The 19,090-nt window shown below is 74.6% G+C and carries 13 protein-coding genes and 1 pseudogene; 9 read left to right on the forward strand and 5 right to left on the reverse strand.

The window, feature by feature from the left end; genetic code table 11:
- Positions 1-294: 294 nt before the first annotated feature.
- A pseudogene (locus ACZ56B_RS15450) lies at positions 295-813 on the reverse strand (hypothetical protein); the annotation flags it as partial.
- Positions 814-975: 162 nt separating this feature from the next.
- On the opposite strand from ACZ56B_RS15450, the gene ACZ56B_RS15455 reads away from it, so the two are divergent.
- A complete protein-coding gene (locus tag ACZ56B_RS15455; protein ID WP_468790037.1) occupies positions 976-2,301 on the forward strand; it encodes a sensor histidine kinase in 1,326 nt (441 codons plus the stop codon).
- Between the two features lie 71 nt (positions 2,302-2,372).
- On the opposite strand, the gene ACZ56B_RS15460 is transcribed toward ACZ56B_RS15455, so the two are convergent.
- A complete protein-coding gene (locus tag ACZ56B_RS15460; protein WP_468790039.1) occupies positions 2,373-2,867 on the reverse strand; it encodes an SUKH-3 domain-containing protein in 495 nt (164 codons plus the stop codon).
- Between the two features lie 40 nt (positions 2,868-2,907).
- A complete protein-coding gene (locus ACZ56B_RS15465) occupies positions 2,908-3,444 on the reverse strand; it encodes a YwqJ-related putative deaminase (RefSeq protein ID WP_468790041.1) in 537 nt (178 codons plus the stop codon).
- A gap of 342 nt (positions 3,445-3,786) precedes the next feature.
- Here ACZ56B_RS15465 and ACZ56B_RS15470 point away from each other — a divergent pair, with 342 nt between their 5' ends.
- The 3 genes from ACZ56B_RS15470 to ACZ56B_RS15480 all read left to right on the forward strand — a co-directional run bounded on the left by ACZ56B_RS15470 (position 3,787) and on the right by ACZ56B_RS15480 (position 8,452).
- Positions 3,787-4,776: an SMI1/KNR4 family protein gene (locus tag ACZ56B_RS15470; RefSeq protein WP_468790043.1), complete on the forward strand. Its 990-nt coding sequence runs from the start codon at positions 3,787-3,789 to the stop codon at positions 4,774-4,776.
- A gap of 9 nt (positions 4,777-4,785) precedes the next feature.
- A complete protein-coding gene (locus tag ACZ56B_RS15475) occupies positions 4,786-7,362 on the forward strand; it encodes an SUKH-4 family immunity protein (protein ID WP_468790045.1) in 2,577 nt (858 codons plus the stop codon).
- Positions 7,363-7,567: 205 nt separating this feature from the next.
- Positions 7,568-8,452 (forward strand): cellulose-binding protein, encoded by an 885-nt coding sequence (locus ACZ56B_RS15480; protein ID WP_468790047.1) that lies wholly within the window; start codon positions 7,568-7,570, stop codon positions 8,450-8,452.
- Positions 8,453-8,769: 317 nt separating this feature from the next.
- Here the strand turns inward: ACZ56B_RS15480 and ACZ56B_RS15485 are convergent, their stop codons facing one another.
- The gene (locus tag ACZ56B_RS15485; RefSeq protein WP_468790049.1) at positions 8,770-9,258 is read right to left on the reverse strand and encodes a GNAT family N-acetyltransferase; all 489 of its coding nucleotides are present in this window, start codon (positions 9,256-9,258) and stop codon (positions 8,770-8,772) included.
- Between the two features lie 521 nt (positions 9,259-9,779).
- On the opposite strand from ACZ56B_RS15485, the gene ACZ56B_RS15490 reads away from it, so the two are divergent.
- The 3 genes from ACZ56B_RS15490 (at position 9,780) to mfd (ending at position 17,016) form a co-directional block, all read left to right on the forward strand.
- Positions 9,780-10,568, forward strand: a complete 789-nt coding sequence (locus tag ACZ56B_RS15490) for an ABC transporter ATP-binding protein (RefSeq protein ID WP_468790051.1) — start codon at positions 9,780-9,782, stop codon at positions 10,566-10,568.
- The gene (locus ACZ56B_RS15495; protein ID WP_468790053.1) at positions 10,565-13,144 is read left to right on the forward strand and encodes an ABC transporter permease; all 2,580 of its coding nucleotides are present in this window, start codon (positions 10,565-10,567) and stop codon (positions 13,142-13,144) included. The genes ACZ56B_RS15490 and ACZ56B_RS15495 overlap by 4 nt, the downstream gene beginning before the upstream one ends.
- A 320-nt stretch (positions 13,145-13,464) precedes the next feature.
- Positions 13,465-17,016, forward strand: a complete 3,552-nt coding sequence (gene mfd / locus ACZ56B_RS15500; RefSeq protein ID WP_468790055.1) for a transcription-repair coupling factor — start codon at positions 13,465-13,467, stop codon at positions 17,014-17,016.
- A 114-nt stretch (positions 17,017-17,130) separates the two neighbouring features.
- Here mfd and ACZ56B_RS15505 read toward each other — a convergent pair whose 3' ends face one another.
- Positions 17,131-17,316: an antitoxin gene (locus ACZ56B_RS15505; RefSeq protein ID WP_468790057.1), complete on the reverse strand. Its 186-nt coding sequence runs from the start codon at positions 17,314-17,316 to the stop codon at positions 17,131-17,133.
- Between the two features lie 172 nt (positions 17,317-17,488).
- On the opposite strand from ACZ56B_RS15505, the gene ACZ56B_RS15510 reads away from it, so the two are divergent.
- Positions 17,489-18,271, forward strand: a complete 783-nt coding sequence (locus tag ACZ56B_RS15510) for an HNH endonuclease family protein (protein ID WP_468790059.1) — start codon at positions 17,489-17,491, stop codon at positions 18,269-18,271.
- A 62-nt stretch (positions 18,272-18,333) separates the two neighbouring features.
- Positions 18,334-19,074, forward strand: a complete 741-nt coding sequence (locus ACZ56B_RS15515; RefSeq protein ID WP_468790061.1) for a GNAT family N-acetyltransferase — start codon at positions 18,334-18,336, stop codon at positions 19,072-19,074.
- Positions 19,075-19,090 lie beyond the last annotated feature (16 nt).

Below are 19,090 nucleotides of genomic sequence, written 5' to 3' on the forward strand. Positions count from 1 at the left end.
CCCCCCCCCCCCCCCCCCCCCCCCCCCCCCCCCCCCCCCCCCCCCCCCCCCCCCCCCCCCCCCCCCCCCCCCCCCCCCCCCCCCCCCCCCGCGGCAGCTCCCCCATCAGGATTCGAACCTGAACTTAAGGGACCAAAACCCTCAGTGCTGCCGGATTACACCATGGGGGATGAAACTCGACTAAACCGGACATTCGGTTGGGTTGCCGAGTCGGCTCCCAACACTATGCCGTACCAGGAGCCCTCGATGCGACGGTACAACTCGGCACTCCCGAGGACTTTGATCACGAGGCACCCGTGAGTCGTACGGCTTGTCCTTGCCCCCTTCCGCCCAGTACAGGCCGACGCCCACCGGGAACAGTTCGCGAGCCGACAGGGTGCCGACCGCCTGCCTGGCGGCCTCCTTGGTGCGTTGCCGCTCTTCGTCCCGGACGCGCGGTTTCACCTCCCACCCCTTGCGCGCAATGGCCGCGGCCTCCTCGGGGGTGCGCTTGCGCTCCGGCCTCGGCAGGTCCCGCACCCACAGCGGGACCGAACTCCGGGAGCGGCCCAGCTCGGCCTCGATCCGGTCGTACGTCCGCCCTCGGAGGCGCAGCTCCCGGGCCTCGGCTCTGAGGTCGTCCTTCGCGTTCGGGCGCTTCGTCCAGGCCGGCGGGGGCTCCCCCTTCACCAACTGGTTGAGGAGGTCGTTGTTGTAGATCCTCAGCTCGTTGCGGATCTGCCGGAGGCTGCAGCCCGCGCGTCGCAGGGCCACCGCCTGTTCGCGCAGGCCTTCGAAGTCGGCGTACTTGCCGGGTGCGTGCGTCACAGGCATACCGTCCGGGCGGAAGGGCCGCCTCCCTGCTCGAACGGTGGTCGATTCAGCAGTTCGAGGGATTCCGGACCGTATCGCATCCGAACGGTCACCCCCTGTGGCCTGGTCCGGAGGGGGAAACTCACCGGAGAAGCGGTAGGGGCCGCCCGTAGTCTGGGAGGCATGACCACGACGGGGGAAACGGACGTGACGGCCCGGGGCGGGCCGTGGTGGTGGGACAGGCGGCGCGGTGCCGCGCTGGACGTGGGGCTCGCGGTGGTGTCCGCCGTGGAGTGCGGTCTGGAGGGGATCCCGTTCGCGCGGGAGGCGGGGCTTCCGGTGGCCGTGGGGGTCGTGTTCGGCCTGCTGGTCGGTTCCGTGCTGCTGGTGCGGCGGCGGTGGCCGATCGCGGTGGTGCTGGTGGCGATCGCGGTGACGCCGGCGGCGATGGGTTTCCTGCTGGGGATCGTCGGTCTGTACTCGCTGGCCGCGTCGGAGGTGCCGCGGCGGATCATCGCCTCGCTGGCCGGGATGCAGCTGGTGGGGATGCTGATCGTGATGTTCGTGCGGGTGCGGCGGGACATCGCGCGGGAGGGCCTCGACGTCGGGGACTGGATGGTGCCGTTCGCGGCCGTCACGACCTCCTTGGGGCTGACGGCGCCCCCGTTGCTGCTGGGGCTGTACGTGGGGGCGCGGCGGCGGCTGATGGAGAGCCTGCGGGAGCGGGCGGACAGTCTGGAGCGGGAGCTCCAGCTGCTCGCGGAGCGGGCGGAGGAGCGGGCCGAGTGGGCGCGGAACGAGGAGCGGACGCGGATCGCCCGTGAGATGCACGACGTGGTCGCGCACCGGGTGAGTCTGATGGTGGTGCACGCGGCCGCGTTGCAGGCGGTGGCGCGGAAGGACCCGGAGAAGGCGGTGCGGAACGCCGCGCTGGTGGGGGACATGGGCCGGCAGGCGTTGACGGAGCTGCGGGAGATGCTCGGGGTGCTGCGGTCCGGTGCGGGGGGTGCCGGGCGGGAGCGGGCGTCGGTGCCGTTGGCGGCGGTGGGGGCGGCCGCCGCGGCGGCCGCGTCGCGGGCGGCGGACGGGTCCGGGGAGGGGGGCGAGGGGGCGGCCGAGGGTCCGTCGCTGTCGGAGATCGAGGAGCTGGTGGGGCAGTCGGCGGCCGCGGGGATGGTCGTGGACCTGTCGGTGGAGGGGGAGGTCCGCTCGTACGCGCGGGAGGTGGAGTCGACGGCGTACCGGGTGGTGCAGGAGGCGTTGACGAACGTCCACAAGCACGCGGCGGGTGCGAAGGCGTACGTGCGGCTCGCGCACCGGGTGTCGGAGATCGCGATGCAGGTGGAGAACGAGCCGCCGCCGGCGGCGGCGGCGTCGGCGCGGTTGCCGTCCGGGGGGAACGGCCTGGTGGGGATGAGGGAGCGGGTGTCCGCGCTGGGTGGGGTGTTCGTGTCGGGGCCGACGGAGGCGGGGGGTTTCCGGGTGTCGGCGGTGATCCCGGCGTCGTAGGTCCGCCGTGGTCCTTGCCGTAGGCCCGCCGTGGTCCCGCCGTGGTGCCGTCGTGGTCCGGCGCGGGGTGGTCAGTCGGCGGTGAGGCGTACGGGCTGGGTGCCGCAGACGAGGGCGGTGAGGGCGTGGTCGATGTCGGGGCCGAGGTACCAGTCGCCGGTGTGGTCGAGGGCGTAGACCCGGCCCTGGGCGTCGATGGCGAGGAGGGCCTGGGTGTCGGTCTCGGCGCCGAGGGGGCAGACCTGGGTGTCGAGGGCGCGGCCGAGGTCGCCGAGGGTGCGGGCCAGGTGGAGTCCGTGCAGCGGGTCGAGGTCGAGGGCGGCGGGGGCGACCTGGCGGCCGGGGCCGGTGGGGTCGATGCGGAGCCCGCCGAATTCGGCCCAGGCCTCGACGGCCGCGGGGAAGACGGTGTGGCGGTGTCCGGCGGGCGAGGTGTGCCCGCGCAGGGTGTCGGCCCAGATCTCGGCCTGTTTGATGTCCCAGCGGCCGGGTCGCCATCCGGCGGCGCGCAGGGCGGCGTCGACGGGTACGGCGAAGCGGGTGGTCGAGGTGCGGTCGGTGTGCATCTGGCCTTGGTTCGTCGGTGGTCGAGGGGGGTGGGGCCGGTCAGCCGTCGGCGGTGGGGTCGACGACGCGGACGCCGAAGTGGGCGCTGAGCGCGGTGCAGGCGCGGCAGGGGGCGGCGAAGCTGCCGTGCAGGGGGTCGCCGTCCTCGCGGATGCGGCGGGTGGTGAGTTTGGCCTGTTTGAGGGCTTTGCGCGCTTCGCCGTTGGTCATGGGTTTGCGCGCGGCGCGTTTGCTGCGTGCGGCGTCGGCGGCGGCGATGTGCCGGGAGATGAGGAGGGTCTCGGCGCAGCGGCCGGTGAAGCGGTCGCGCTGGGCGCTGGTGAGGGCGTCGAGGAAGTCCTGGACGAGGGGGTGCAGGGTGGGGGGTGTGTCGCCGCGGGCGGCGGTGCCGGTGAGGGTGGTGCCGCGCACGGAGAGGGCGGCGGCGACGGTGGGGAGGATGCCGTCGCGGCGGTGGATCAGGAGGGGTGCGTGGAGGCCGTCGGCGGCGCTCCAGCCGATGCGGGGGTCGCCGGAGCGGGGGACGCCGGACGAGCCGGTGCGGGTCCCCGTTGGTGTCGCGTTCATGATCATCATTCCCTCCCGAGCATCCCCTCGGAGATCACAGAGTGCCAAATGCCGTGACCGATGCGGAAGCTGGGGCGGGCGACACGCCCGGGTTTGGGCGGGCTGTCACGGGAGGGTGACGGTTGGTCACGGAAGCGGAGGGGGCGGGTCACCGGTGCCGGTGACCGGTGTCCCCGTACCGCATAGGCTGTCGGCACCGCGATCCGTGCGGTGACCGCGCGGTGGTGCGTGCGGGACGCCGCGGGGGTCGCGGCGGTGAACAGTCGAGACAGACGTGACAGTCGAATACGTTCCGTGACGGTCCGGAGGGGGCCGGTGGGGGCGTACAGAGTGCCGCAGGGGGCAACCGCCATGACGACAGGTCGGCTCGGGCAACAAGCCGCGCCGCCGAACGCGGCCTATGCCGGGCAGGTCGTGCACTTCCCGGATCCGGTGCGGGCGGCCCGTCACCCGAGAGGGGTTCGGGTGGACGAGCGCGGTTACCCCGACTTCTCGCCCTACGCGCGGGCGGTCGCGGAGATCGCGGACCCGCCGGAGGGCTTCGGCGTCGACGAGCTGCGGCTGACGGACTACGTGTCGGCGAACGCGGCGCTGGCGGCGAGCGGTCACGAGCTGTGGGACACGGTGCCGGCGGTGGCGACGCCGCACGGCTGGACGTGGCACCACGTGGTGGGGGCGCGGCGGCTGGAGCTGGTGCCGGTCGAGGTGAAGGCGCTGCTGCGGCACCACGGCGGGGTGGCGACGGCGGCCGTGGACCAGGGCAAGCGGGGGACGCGGCCGTTGCAGGAGACGCGTCCGGCGCACTTCGGGCTGCCGAAGTCGGGGGTGGCGGTCACGGAGGCGCAGGTGCTGGGGGTCGAGGAGGACCTCGGGTACCGGCTGCCGGGTGCGTACCGGTCGTTCCTGAAGGCGGCGGGCGGGTGCGCTCCGGTGGGGACGGCGCTGGACGCGGAGCTGGGGCTGCTGGTGGACCAGCCGTTCTTCACGGTGCGGGACGAGGCGGCGGTCAACGACCTGGTGTACGTCAACAAGTGCCTGCGGGACCACCTCACCAAGGACTACCTGTGCGTCGCCTTCGTGCAGGGCGGGCTGCTGGCCGTGAAGGTGCGGGGCGACCGGGTGGGTTCGGTGTGGTTCTGCGCGTACGACGACGCGCGGGACGTGGATCCGTCCTGGTCGCCGGCCGAGCGGGTGGAGCGGCTGCTGCTGCCGTGCGGGGACGACTTCGACGCGTTCCTGGCGCGGCTCGCGGGCTCCCCGCCGGAGTTGGAGACGGTGGCGAATCTGATGGTGGACGGCGGGTTCGCGCGTGCCGTTCCGGTTTCTCCCGCGGGAGGGTGAGCGGTAGCGATGGTGACGTTCGCGCAGGCGCAGGAGCGCGCGGAGGAGTGGGTCAACGGGGACGTGCCGGCGTACCAGCACCGTGAGGTGCGGGTGCGGGAGTTCGGCCTCGGGTTCGTGGTGTGGGCGGAGGACCGCGCGGACGGACCCCGTTCGGACGGGGGTGCGCAGCGGCTGGTGATCGCCCGGGACAGCGGCGAGGCGACGCTGTGGCCGGCGCTGCCGGTGGGCGAGGTGATCCGCCGGTACGAGGAGGAGTACGGCCGCGACGGTACGGCGCCCGAGCCGGCGCCGGCGCCGGCGGCGCGGGTGGATCTGAACCAGACGTCGTTCCTGCTGAGTCCGCCGGAGTGGTTGCAGGAGGCGGCGGACCGGCTCGGGATTCCGGACCGGCGGGGGGAGGGCGCGGGTCCGGCGGCGCCGGCGGGCCCCTCCGGCCCGTCCGCCTCCCCTGCCGCCGCCCCTTCCTCCGGTCCGTCCGGTTCTTCGGTTTCCGCCGGGTCGTCCGGTGGTTCCGGTTCGTCCGATGGTTCCGGTTCGTCCGGTGCTGCCGAGCCGTCCGGTGCGCCGGGCGCGTCCCCGGGGCCGGGGAGCGGGACGGCGTGGCCCGCCGCCGGGGGAGGCGACTCCTCGGCGGGTGCCGGCGGGCCGGCCGGGGCGACGCCGTGGACCGGTACGGACACCAACGCCGACGCCGGCGAGGACCGCTCCGTGCCGCTGCCGGAGACCGTGTTCGCGCCGCCGCTGGGCGAGTCCGGCGACGACGCTCCGCCCGCGGCGACGCCGGACGCCCAGACGGCGCTGATGTCGGGCGGCAGCGGGCTTCCGCCGACCGCTGTCGCGCCGGCGCTCCCGGACCCCGGGGCGCCGGCGCCGCCGGGCGGTCCGCGGGGAGCGGACGCGCCGGGGACGCCGCCCGCCGGTGTGCCCGCCACGCCCGCGCCGGGCGCACCGCGGGGCAGCACGCCGCCCCCGGCCGCGCCGGGCGCGCCCGAACGGCCGCTCGCGGCGCGTGCCGGGGACACCGCCGACGCCGCGACCGGCGAGGCGACGCCGCCGCCGCGTCGTGGCCCGGCCCCGACGCCGCCGCCCCCGCCCGCGGCCGCGCCCGGCGCGCCGGGCGCTCCGGCGGGCGGCGGGTACGCGCCGACGCAGGCGGTGTCGGCGCTCGGCCCCGACGGCCCGCAGCCGCCGGACGGTGCGACGCCGCCGCCCGGTTCCGCGACCCCGCCTGCCCCGAACGCGCCCGGCGGCACGCCGCCCGGTGGTGTCCACCACGCCGCGACGATGCTCTCCGGGCCCGGCGGGACGGGGCCGGGCGCGCCCCCGCCGCCGCCCGGCGCCCCGGCCGCACCCGGCGCTCCCGGGGGGCCGCAGCCTCCCGGTGCGCCGGGGGGTGCGCGCGGTCCCGTGCACCACGCGGAGACGGTGCTGGCCGCGCCCCCGGTGAGCGGCCCCGGTGTGCCTCCGCCGCCGCGGACCCCGGGCGTTCCGGGCCCGCCCCCGCCGCCGGCCCCGCCCGGCGTGCCCGGCGGGGCTCCCGGGATGCCGCCCGGCGCGCCCGTGCCCGGGCAGCCGCCGGCGTACGGGTATCCGCCGCAGCCGGCCGGCCCGCCGACCGTCGGCCCCGGCTACCAGGCCGTGCTGCGCTACCGCGCGCAGGACGGTTCCGAGCAGCAGCTGATCCGGCGTTCGGCGCCGGGCACGCCGCACCCGGAGTGGCAGATCTTCCACGAGCTGCGGGCCATGAACGTGCCGCAGGACCAGGTGCTGGAGCTGCACACCGAGCTGGAGTCGTGCGAGCTGCCGGGGGCGTACTGCGCGCGGATGATCCGGGAGCAGTGGCCGCAGGCGCGGATCACGAGCATCGCCCCGTACGGCACGGACCATGCGAGCCGGCAGCAGGGCATGCAGCAACTGCTGGCTCACCAGGGTGAGTTGCACCAGGTGGCGGACGGTCCGGCGCGTCCGGCCCCGGTGCGCGCGCCGTTGCCGCCGGTGCCGCCGGCACCGCCGGTCCCGCCGGAGGGCGTGGCCCACGAACTGGCGGCGGCGTTCGGGCCGGGGGTGTTCCGGTTCGAGCAGGCGGCGGTGTCGCGGCAGGGGGTGCCGCCGATCGTGGCGCACACCCTGGTGGTGGCCGGGCTGCCGCTGGACATGGGCCCGTTCTTCTGGGCGCAGGCCCAGCCGGGCCGGCCGGTGCCGACGCTGGCGGAGCTGGCGGCCGAGCGGGGGGTGCGGCCGGCCTCGGACGCGGGCTCGTACCTGGTGCTGGGCAGCGACTTCGGCAAGGCGGTCTGCGTGCAGTACGGCACGGCGCACATCGTCGCGGTGCCGGTGGAGGCGGGGCCGGGCGGGGCGCCCGTGCCGCCGCAGTTCGTGAACACCGGTCTGCCGGAGTTCGCGCGCTGCCTGGCGCTGCTGGGACGGATGTGGCGGCTGCGGTACGGGCTGAACCAGGAGCAGGCGGGCCGCTGGACCGTCGACTTCCAGGCCCAGCTGGCGGCGCTGGACCCGGCGGCGCTGGGGTCGCCGGAGAGCTGGTGGTCGGTGCTGCTGGAGCAGATGTGGGACGGCCTGCTGTGAGCCGCCGCTGACCGCGCGCCCGGTGGGCGCGGAGGGCCGGGCCCGGTCGTACGGACGACCGGGCCCGGCTTTTGCGTGCCCTCTTCGCGGAGTGTCGCGTTGTGAACCCTCTGGTGCGATCCACCAAGATGTGCGCGAATCATCCCATTTCTTGCTCGGTCGTCGTGCTGGGCTTCGGGTCCGTCCGGTGAAGAGGGGTTCCAGGATGAGCAGCGCGTCGGTGGAGTCGCAGGGCTTCGAGGTCGTGCGGGGGCGTGGTTACCGTCCCCTGCAGGTGATCGCGTACATCGACGCCCTCTGCGCGGAGCGCGACGCCGCCTGGGAGCGGGCGGCACGGCTCACCGTGCTGGCCCGTGAGATGGAGGAGGAGCTGGAGCGGCTGCGGGAGCGGGTGGCGGAGCTGCCCCCGCAGACGTACGAGTCGCTCGGGGAGAGCGCGCGGCGGCTGTTCGAGCTGGTCCAGGAGGAGGCGGCGGCCGTGCGGGAGGAGGCCCGCCGGGAGGTGCAGCGGATCGGGGACCTGGCGCGGGAGGAGGCGGCCGGTGTGCAGGAGGCCGCGCGGGCGTACGCCGACACGGTGCGCGCCGGGGCCGACGAGGACGCCCGGCAGCGGCTGCTCGAGGCCCGCGCCGAGGCCGACGGGATCCGGGTCGCGGCCCGGGCCGAGGTGAAGGAGCGGCGCGCGGAGACCCTGGGGGTGGTGCGGGAGGCGCGCCGGCGTGCCTCCGAGGTGCTGGCCGAGGGGACCCGGGAGCAGCAGGAGCGGCTGGCCGAGGCCGAGCGGGAGGAGGACGGCCGGATGGCCGCCCTGGAGGCCCGTCACGCGCAGGAGGTGGAGCGGGCCGAGGGCGCGCTGGCCGAGGCGAGGCGGGTCTTCGCCGAGGCGGAGGAGTGGGCCCGGGGCCGTCAGGAGGAGGCGGAGCAGGAGGCGGCCCGGGTGCTCGCCGAGGCGCGGGTGAGCGAGGAGGGCATCGGGCGGGAGACCGAGCGGGTGCTGCGCGAGCACGCGGAGGCGCGGGAGACCGTCCAGGCGCACATGGACCACGTGTGCGCCAGCCTGAGCGCGCTGACGGGGCGGATGGTGGAGTGAGGGCGGCGTGAGCGCCGGGGTCTTCGCGGGAGGCTCCGGGGATCCCCTGCGGGACGGCCGGGTGCGGTCCCGGGGTCTCCTCCGTGCCTGCCTCCCGCGAGGATCCGGCCACCCTGCCGCTTCGTTCGGCCGCCGCTGTTCCTCCGCTCCGCTCCGGCCGGGGACCGCCGTGCCGGGCCGGAGCGGAGCGGAGCCCGCGGGGCGGGGGAGCGGTCCGGTGCCGGCGGGGCGCACCGGCGTCACCGGCCCGCGGCCCGCGCGCCGTCGCGGCGGGCCGCGCCCGCGGACCGGCCGGGGCGGTCCCCGCCGTGCCGGTGTCAGGGGTGCCGGCGGACGTGGAGGGCCCCGGGGCGTCCCTCGACCGTGAGGTCCCGCACGCGGGTGAAGCCGTTGCGGGCGAGGACCCTCGTCGACGCCGGGTTGTCCGACGTCGTGACGGCGGTCAGGGCGGTGAGGCCGTACCGCGTCGCCGCCAGGCGGCAGACCTGCGCCACCGCCGCCGTGGCCACGCCCCGGCCCGCCGCGCGTTCGCCCACCCGGTAGCCGAGTTCGGCGGAGCCGTCCGCCGCGTCGACGAGGTTGACCCGGCCCACCAGGCGGCCTCCCCCGTCCAGGACGACGTGGAAGTGGCAGGTCCCCGCCTCCTGTTCGGCGAGGAGGGACGCGTGCCGGGCGGCGAAACCGGCCGGGGTGAAGTACGCGTCCCCCCGGTCCGGCACCGAGCGGGCGAAGTACGCGCGGTTGTCGTGCTCGAAGGCCAGCAGGGCGGGCGCGTGCTCGGCGCGGAGGCGCTCCAGGGTCACCATGGCGGCAGCATAGGGAGCGCGCCGGCCCGCGGCCGGGGCGCCGGCCGGTCCGGGTCTCCCGCGCGGCGCCCCGTGCCCTCGGCGCGGCGCCGCCGTCCGGAACCCCTCCCCCGTGACCGCCCGCCCGTGCCGGACGGCTGCGCGCTTGACCCTGACGCGGCGTGAGGGTGGAGGCTCGGGGGGCGCCGGTGGACGGAGCCGACCCCGAGAAGGGCTCCGCCCACCGGAGGAGGGCCCCTAGGGGTACCTCCGTACTACGGCTCGGGGAGGGGTCGTACCGGCGGAGGACGAGACGGGCGGCAGCCGTCCTTAACCTGGTTTTACGCCGCTGGGGGGCGGCCGGGCACACCGGCGGGGGTGGGGTTTTCCCCAGGGAAGGACTGCGCTGGGCACCAGGGCGCGGCGCCCTCCCCGCCGCCAGACTGGACACGTCGTACCGCACCGCACGAAGCGGCCGTCGAGCACGACGGCGGCCGCCGGAACCTTGCTTCTCATTTCCTGACCGACATAGGAGACTTACCGTGACATCGGCTGTGACCATTCCCAGGCACGGGGGTACTGGAGGGCCTACGGCCGTTGCCGCGCGGGCGCGGCAGGTCGTGAAGGCGTACGGGTCCGGCGAGACCCGGGTCGTCGCCCTCGACCACGTCGACGTGGACATCGCCCGCGGTCGGTTCACCGCGATCATGGGCCCCTCGGGGTCCGGCAAGTCCACGCTGATGCACTGCCTCGCCGGGCTCGACACCGTGACCAGCGGTCAGATCCACCTGGCCGAGACCGAGATCACCGGCCTGAAGGACAAGAAGCTCACCCAACTGCGCCGGGACCGGGTCGGGTTCATCTTCCAGGCGTTCAACCTGCTGCCGACGCTGAACGCGCTCGAGAACATCACGCTGCCCATGGACATCGCCGGCCGCAAGCCGGACCAGGCGTGGCTGGACCGGGTGGTGGAGACCGTCGGCCTCGCCGGGCGGCTGAAGCACCGGCCGACCCAGCTGTCCGGCGGCCAGCAGCAGCGGGTCGCGGTGGCGCGGGCGCTGGCGGCCCGGCCGGAGATCATCTTCGGTGACGAGCCGACCGGGAACCTCGACTCGCGCGCCGGCGCCGAGGTGCTGGGCTTCCTGCGCCGCTCGGTGGACGAGCTGGGCCAGACCATCGTGATGGTCACCCACGACCCCGTGGCCGCCTCCTACGCGGACCGGGTGCTGTACCTCGCCGACGGCCGCATCGTCGACGAGATGCACCAGCCGACCGCCGAGCAGGTGCTGGACCGCATGAAGGACTTCGACGCCCGGGGGCGCACGTCATGACCGTCCTGAAGACCTCGCTGCGCAACTTCCTCGCGCACAAGGGGCGGATGGCGCTGTCGGCGGTGGCGGTGCTGCTGTCGGTGGCGTTCGTGTGCGGGACGCTCGTGTTCACGGACACCATGAACACGACGTTCGACAAGCTGTTCGCGGCCACCTCGTCGGACGTCACGGTGAGCGCCCAGGACGCCTCCGACAGCGGCGAGACCACCTCCGGCAACGGCAGGCCGCCGGTGATGCCGGCCTCCGTGCTCGCCGACGTGCGGAAGGTGGAGGGGGTGGAGTCGGCCGAGGGCGCGGTGTTCTCCACCTCGGTGACCGTCGTCGACGCCGACAAGGACAGCCTCTCGCCCACCAGCGGCGCCCCGACCATCGTCGGCAACTGGAACGACCTCGACGCCCGCACCATGGAGATCACCTCCGGCGCCGCGCCCGGGGAGCCGGACCAGATCATGGTCGACGCCGACACCGCCGACAAGCACGGCCTGGGGCTCGGTGACGAGATCGGCGTGATCACCGCGGTCGGCACGCACACCGCGAAGGTCTCCGGCATCGCCGACTTCACCGTCACCAACCCCGGTGCGGCGATCTTCTACCTGGAGACCGGGACCGCGCAGCGGGTCCTGGTCGGCGAGCGCGACGTCTACACCAACGTCCACGTCACCGCCGCGGCCGGCGTCAGCGACGCGCAGGTGAAGAAGAACGTCCTGGCCGCGCTCGGCGGCGACTACAAGGTGCAGACCGCCGCGGAGACCGCGGAGGCCAACCAGAAGGACGTCGAGGACTTCATGAACGTCATGAAGTACGCGATGCTCGGCTTCGCCGGGATCGCCTTCCTCGTCGGCATCTTCCTGATCATCAACACCTTCTCCATGCTGGTCGCCCAGCGCACCCGCGAGATCGGCCTGATGCGCGCCATCGGCTCCTCCCGCAGCCAGGTCAACCGCTCGGTGCTGGCCGAGGCGCTGCTGCTCGGCGTCGTCGGTTCGGTGCTCGGCGTCGGCGCGGGCGTCGGGCTCGCGGTCGGGCTGATGAAGCTCATGGGCCTGATGGGCATGGAGCTGTCCACGAACGACCTCACGATCGCCTGGACGACCCCGGTGACCGGTCTGGTGCTGGGGGTCGTCGTCACCGTGCTGGCCGCCTACCTGCCCGCCCGGCGGGCCGGGAAGATCTCCCCGATGGCCGCGCTGCGCGACGCCGGGACCCCGGCGGACGGCAGGGCCGGCCGGATCCGGGGCGCGGTCGGCCTGGTGCTCACCGGCGCCGGCGGCTTCGCCCTGTACCTGGCGGGGACCGCGGACAAGGCCGCGGACGGCTCCCTGTGGCTGGGCCTCGGCGTGGTGCTGTCCCTGATCGGCTTCGTCGTCGTCGGCCCGGTGCTGGCGGGCGGCGTGGTCCGGGTCCTCGGCGCGGTCCTGCTGCGGGCCTTCGGACCCGTCGGGCGGATGGCCGAGCGCAACGCCCTGCGCAACCCGCGCCGCACCGGCGCGACCGGCGCCGCGCTGATGATCGGGCTCGCGCTGGTGGCGTGCCTGTCGGTGGTCGGCTCCTCCATGGTGGCCTCCGCCACCGAGGAGCTCGACAAGACGGTCGGCACCGACTTCATCGTCCAGAACGACACGGGCCAGCCGATCGTCCCGCAGACCGTCGAGGCCGTGCAGGCGGTGCCGGAGCTGGAGCGGGTCACCCGCTACAAGTGGACGGACGCCGACTTCACCACGCCCGACGGCAGGACGACGAAGGACACCTCGATCACGGCGGCCGACCCGACGTACGCGACCGACCTGCGGGTCGAGACGGTCGCCGGGGAGCTCGCCGACGCCTACCGGCCCGACTCGATGTCCGTCCACGAGGACTTCGCGAAGGAGCACGGCATCGAGGTCGGCTCGAAGGTCGAGGTCGCCTTCGAGGGCGGCTCCACGGGCACGCTGACGGTCCGGGCGATCACCAGCAGCGAGGCCGTCGTCGACGCCGGCGCGATGTACACGTCCATCGACACCATGGCCGCGTACGTCCCGGCCGACCGGATGCCGCTGGACCAGCTGCTCTTCGCCTCGGCGAAGGACGGGCAGGAGGAGGCCGCGTACCGGGCGCTGAAGGACGCGCTGCACGACTACCCGCAGTACACCGTGCGCGACCAGACCGACTACAAGGAGGCGCTGAAGGACCAGATCGGCCAGCTGCTGAACATGATCTACGGCCTGCTGGCCCTGGCGATCGTGGTCGCGGTCCTCGGCGTGGTGAACACCCTGGCCCTGTCGGTGGTGGAGCGCACCCGGGAGATCGGCCTGATGCGGGCCATCGGCCTCTCGCGCCGGCAGCTGCGCCGCATGATCCGCATGGAGTCGGTGGTGATCGCGCTCTTCGGCGCCCTGCTGGGCCTCGGACTGGGCATGGGCTGGGGCGCCACCGCGCAGCAGCTGCTCGCCCTGGAGGGCCTGAAGGTCCTCGACATCCCGTGGCCGACGATCATCGGGGTCTTCGTCGGGTCGGCGTTCGTGGGTCTGTTCGCGGCCCTGGTCCCGGCGTTCCGGGCCGGCCGGATGAACGTCCTGAACGCCATCGCCACCGAGTAGCCGCCGCGCACGGGGGCGCGGGGAAGCGTCCGGCGCCGGGAGGTCCCGCGGGATCTCCCGGCGCCGGGGCGTGCGACCGGCCCGCCCGGCGGGTGGGGCGGGGCCCGTCCGGGGCCGGAACCGGGGGGCCGGGGACAGGACCGGAACGGGGGTCCGGGGGCAACGCCCCCGGTGGTCCGGGGCGCCGTCCGGCGACCGGCCGGCGGACGTCGTCCACGGCCCCGGCGCCGGCGAGCGCGGCGTCGTACGCTGGACACCCCCGGCCCGCAGTGCGCGTCGGGCCCGTCGTGTTGCACACCCCCGGACGGAAAGCGCCCCGAATGAGCCTGCACGGTCTGCTCGACGCCGTCGTCAAGGACACCGCCCTCGCGGAAGCGATCTCGGCGGCCTCCGACGGCAACCGCATGCACGTCGACCTGGTCGGCCCTCCCGCGGCCCGCCCCTTCGCGGTCGCCGCCCTGGCCCGGGACACGGGCCGCACCGTCCTGGCGGTGACGGCGACCGGACGCGAGGCGGAGGACCTGGCCGCGGCGCTGCGCTCCCTGCTCCCGCCCCAGGGGGTCGTGGAGTACCCGTCCTGGGAGACGCTGCCGCACGAGCGGCTCAGCCCCCGCAGCGACACCGTCGGCCGCCGGCTGGCCGTGCTGCGCCGCCTGGCCCACCCCCGCCCCGACGACCCGGAGACCGGCCCGGTCTCCGTCGTCGTGGCGCCCGTGCGGTCCGTGCTCCAGCCGCAGGTCAAGGGCCTGGGTGACCTGGAGCCCGTCTCCTTGCGGACCGGGCAGGGCGCCGACCTCGGCGACGTCGTCGAGGCGCTCGCCGCCGCCGCGTACACGCGGGTGGAGCTGGTCGAGAAGCGCGGCGAGTTCGCGGTGCGCGGCGGCATCCTCGACGTGTTCCCGCCCACCGAGGAGCACCCGCTGCGCATCGAGTTCTGGGGCGACGACGTCGAGGAGATCCGCTACTTCAAGGTCGCCGACCAGCGGTCCCTGGAGGTCGCCGAGCACGGCCTGTGGGCGCCGCCGTGCCGCGAGCTGCTGCTCACCGAGGACGTCCGGGCCCGCGCGCGGGCCCTCGCCGAGGAGCACCCCGAGCTCGGCGAACTGCTCGGCAAGATCGCCGAGGGGATCGCCGTGGAGGGCATGGAGTCCCTCGCGCCGGTCCTGGTGGACGACATGGAGCTGCTGCTGGACGTGCTGCCCGAGGGCGCCATGGCGGTGGTCTGCGACCCGGAGCGGGTGCGGACGCGGGCCGCCGACCTGGTGGCGACGAGCCAGGAGTTCCTGCAGGCCTCCTGGGCGGCCACCGCGACCGGCGGGGAGGCGCCCATCGACGTGGACGCGGCCTCCCTGTGGTCCCTCGCGGACGTCCGGGACCGGGCGCGCGAGCTGGGCATGATGTGGTGGTCGGTGTCGCCGTTCGCCGCCGGCGAGGAGCTCGACGGGGACACCCTCAAGCTCGGCATGCACGCCCCCGAGACCTACCGCGGCGACACCGCGCGGGCGCTCGCCGACACCAAGGGCTGGCTCGCCGACGGCTGGCGCACGGTGTTCGTCACCGAGGGCCACGGCCCGGCCTCCCGCACCGTGGAGGTGCTGGGCGGCGAGGGCATCGCGGCCCGCCTGGCCGCCGACGGCGGGAGGACGGGCGCCCTCGGCGCGATCACGCCGTCCGTCGTGCACGTCGCCTGCGGCTGCATCGACCACGGCTTCGTGGACCCGGTGCTCCGGCTCGCCGTGCTCACCGAGACCGACCTGACCGGCCAGAAGGCCTCCGGCCGCGAGGGCGCCCGGATGCCGGCCCGGCGCCGCAAGACCATCGACCCGCTCACCCTGGAGGCGGGCGACCACATCGTCCACGAGCAGCACGGCGTGGGCCGCTACATCGAGATGGTGCAGCGCACCGTGCAGGGCGCGACCCGCGAGTACCTGGTGGTGGAGTACGCCCCCGCCAAGCGCGGCCAGCCCGGCGACCGCCTCTACATCCCCACCGACCAGCTGGAGCAGATCACCAAGTACGTCGGCGGCGAGGCCCCCACCCTGCACCGGCTGGGCGGCGCCGACTGGACCAAGACCAAGGCGCGGGCGAAGAAGGCCGTCAAGGAGATCGCCGCCGACCTGATCAAGCTGTACAGCGCGCGGATGGCGGCGCCCGGACACGCCTTCGGCGGCGACACCCCCTGGCAGCGGGAGCTGGAGGACGCCTTCCCCTACGCGGAGACGCCCGACCAGCTCACCACCATCGCCGAGGTCAAGGAGGACATGGAGAAGTCGGTCCCCATGGACCGCCTGATCTGCGGCGACGTCGGCTACGGCAAGACCGAGATCGCGGTGCGGGCCGCCTTCAAGGCCGTCCAGGACGGCAAGCAGGTCGCCGTCCTGGTGCCGACGACGCTGCTGGTGCAGCAGCACTTCGGCACGTTCAGCGAGCGGTACGCGCAGTTCCCGGTGAAGGTGCGGGCGCTGTCCCGCTTCCAGACCGACACCGAGGCCAAGGCGGTCCTGGAGGGCCTGAGGGACGGCTCGGTGGACGTCGTCATCGGCACCCACCGCCTGTTCTCCTCGGAGACGAAGTTCAAGGACCTGGGCCTGGTCATCGTCGACGAGGAGCAGCGCTTCGGCGTCGAGCACAAGGAGCAGCTGAAGAAGCTGCGCGCCAACGTCGACGTGCTCACCATGTCCGCCACCCCGATCCCGCGCACCCTGGAGATGGCGGTCACCGGCATCCGCGAGATGTCGACGATCACCACCCCGCCGGAGGAGCGCCACCCGGTGCTCACCTTCGTCGGCCCCTACGAGGAGAAGCAGATCGGCGCCGCCATCCGCCGCGAACTGCTGCGCGAGGGCCAGGTCTTCTACATCCACAACCGCGTCGAGTCGATCGACCGCGCGGCGGCCCGGCTGCGCGACATCGTGCCCGAGGCGCGCATCGCCACCGCCCACGGCCAGATGTCGGAGTCGGCGCTGGAGCAGGTCGTCGTCGACTTCTGGGAGAAGAAGTTCGACGTGCTGGTGTCGACGACGATCGTCGAGTCCGGCATCGACATCTCCAACGCCAACACCCTGATCGTGGAACGCGGCGACACCTTCGGCCTGTCCCAGCTGCACCAGCTGCGCGGCCGGGTGGGGCGGGGCCGGGAGCGCGGGTACGCCTACTTCCTGTACCCGCCGGAGAAGCCGCTGACCGAGACCGCGCACGAACGGCTCGCGACCATCGCCCAGCACACGGAGATGGGCGCGGGCATGTACGTGGCGATGAAGGACCTGGAGATCCGCGGCGCCGGAAACCTCCTGGGCGGCGAGCAGTCCGGGCACATCGCGGGCGTCGGCTTCGACCTGTACGTGCGGATGGTGGGCGAGGCGGTCGCGGACTACCGGCGGCAGCTGGAGACCGGGGAGATCGAGGAGGAGCCGCCGCTCGAGGTCAAGATCGAACTGCCCGTCGACGCGCACGTCCCGCACGACTACGCCCCCGGCGAGCGGCTGCGCCTGCAGGCGTACCGGGCGATCGCCTCCGCGAACTCGGAGGAGGACGTCAAGGCGGTGCGCGAGGAACTCGTCGACCGCTACGGCAAGTTGCCCGAGCCGGTGGAGAACCTGCTGCTGGTGGCGGGGCTGCGGATGCTCGCCCGGGCGTGCGGCGTCGGCGAGGTCGTCCTGCAGGGCAACAACGTCCGCTTCGCCCCGGTGGAGCTGCGCGAGTCGCAGGAGCTGCGCCTCAAGCGCCTCTACCCCGGCTCGGTCGTCAAGCCGGCCGCCCACCAGGTGCTGGTGCCGCGTCCCAAGACCGCGAAGGTGGGCGGCAAGCCGCTGGTCGGCCGCGAACTGCTCGGCTGGGTCGGGGAGTTCCTGACGTCGGTCCTGGGGTCGTAGGGCGCCGCCCGGCGGCGCCGCGGCGAGAGCGCGGGAAGCCGTCCACGGGGAGGGTCCCGTGGACGGCTTCCCGGGGTGAAGGCGGTTCCGCTCGGCCTCGGGCCGACGTGGGGCCTACGGCTGGTCGGGACGGTCGCGGTCCATGCCGAGGCGCCGCTCGGCCTGCTGCTGCCCGGTGTCGACCTGTTCCTCGTACGTGCCGCCGGTCCTCTCGTTGATCTTCCGTTCCGCGGTGTCCGAGGCCTGCTTGGCCTTGCCGCGGGCCGTCTTGTTGCTCTTGAGCTTGTCGAAGATACCCATGCGGAGCTCCTTCGGAAGGTGACTCAGGACCGACGATACGCGGAGGACGGGAGGAATGCCCGTTTGATCACCATATGGTCTGGACCTTTCGCCCGTTACGGTGGAGCGGACTTTGCCGGGCATTCCGCGGCCCGTGCGGGGGCAGGCGACAGGGGAGCAGAGGGAGGACGCCGTGGTGGGGTACGGGAAGCGGGGCCGGGGGACACGGCGCACCGGGGCGGCGGTGTGCGCCGCCGCCGTCGTGCTGCTCACCGGCTGCCAGGGGCTCCAGGAGGAGGGGACCCCGGCCGGCCGCGAGAGCGCGGACGCCGCCGCGGACGGGCGGGCCGTCAGCCCGCTGGACAACCCGGACGGGACGCAGCCGGGCCTGGCGCCCGTGACGGGCGAGGACGACCGCGCCGAGGCGCGCGAGGTCATCGGGCGGGTGCCGACGAAGGGGCGGGGGCCGAGGACGGGCTACGACCGGGACGAGTTCGGGTACGCGTGGATGGACACGGCCGACGGGGTCCCGCTCGCGAGGAACGGGTGCGACACCCGCAACGACGTGCTCCGGCGCGACGGCCGGGACCTCCGCTTCCGGTCCGGCTCCGACTGCGTGGTCGTCGCCATGACCCTGGCCGACCCCTACACCGGCAGGACCGTCCAGTGGCGCAAGCAGGAGGCGGCCGAGGTGCAGATCGACCACGTCGTGCCGCTCTCCTACAGCTGGCAGATGGGCGCCTCCCGCTGGCCCGAGGCCAAGCGGGAGCGGCTGGCCAACGACACCCTCAACCTGCTCCCGGTCGACGGCCCCGCCAACTCGGCCAAGGGGGACTCCGGTCCGGCGGCCTGGCTCCCGCCGAACAGGTCCGTGCGGTGCGCGTACGCGGTCCGCTTCGCCCAGGTCGCCGTCAAGTACGAGATGCCGGTGACGCCGGCCGACAAGCGCATGATGCTGGAGCAGTGCGGCGGCTGACCGGCGGCCGGACCGCGCGAACCCGTTTCCCCGAGCCCGGGCCCCGCCCTACGGTGGCGCCCATGGAATTCAAGATCTCGAACCTCGCGGACCGCCCCCACATGACGCAGCCGGTGGGGGAGATGCCCGACACCTGGCCGCGGTTCGTGATCGAGGACCTCGTGGGCGCCGCGTACTTCCCGCGCATCGCCGCGGAGCTGCCCGAGTACGTGCTGTTCGCCGAGGACGACCGGGGCGAGGTCGTCGCCACCGCCCACAGCGTGCCGTTCGCCCTCGGGGCCAGGGGCGGCGGGCTGCCCGCGCGCGGCTGGGACGCGGTCCTCCTGTGGGCCTTCTCCGACCTGCGCCGCGGTGTCCGCCCCGACACCGTCAGCGCGATCTCGGTCTCCGTCGCCCCGCACGCCCAGGGCCGCGGACTGTCCGCGCTGATGCTCTCCGCGCTGCGCGACAACGCCCGGGCCCGCGGCTTCGGCGAGGTCGTCGCCCCCGTCCGCCCCAGCGCCAAGCACCTGGAACCGCACACCCCCGTCGAGGAGTACGCCCGCCGGGTGCGCCCCGACGGCCTGCCGCGGGACCCGTGGCTGCGCGTCCACGCCCGGGCCGGCGCCACCCTCGCGTCCGTGGCGCCGGCCTCCATGACCGTGTCCGGCGCGCTGGAGGACTGGCGCCGCTGGACGGGCCTGCCCTTCGACACCGACGGCGACGTCGAGGTGCCCGGCGCGCTGGTGCCGGTGCGCTGCGAGGCGGAGCGCGGGTACGCGGTGTACGTCGAGCCCAACGTGTGGATGCGGCACGCCCTGTGAGCGCCCCCGGGACGGC

The sequence above is a fragment of the Streptomyces sp. NPDC034670 genome, from assembly GCF_055574875.1.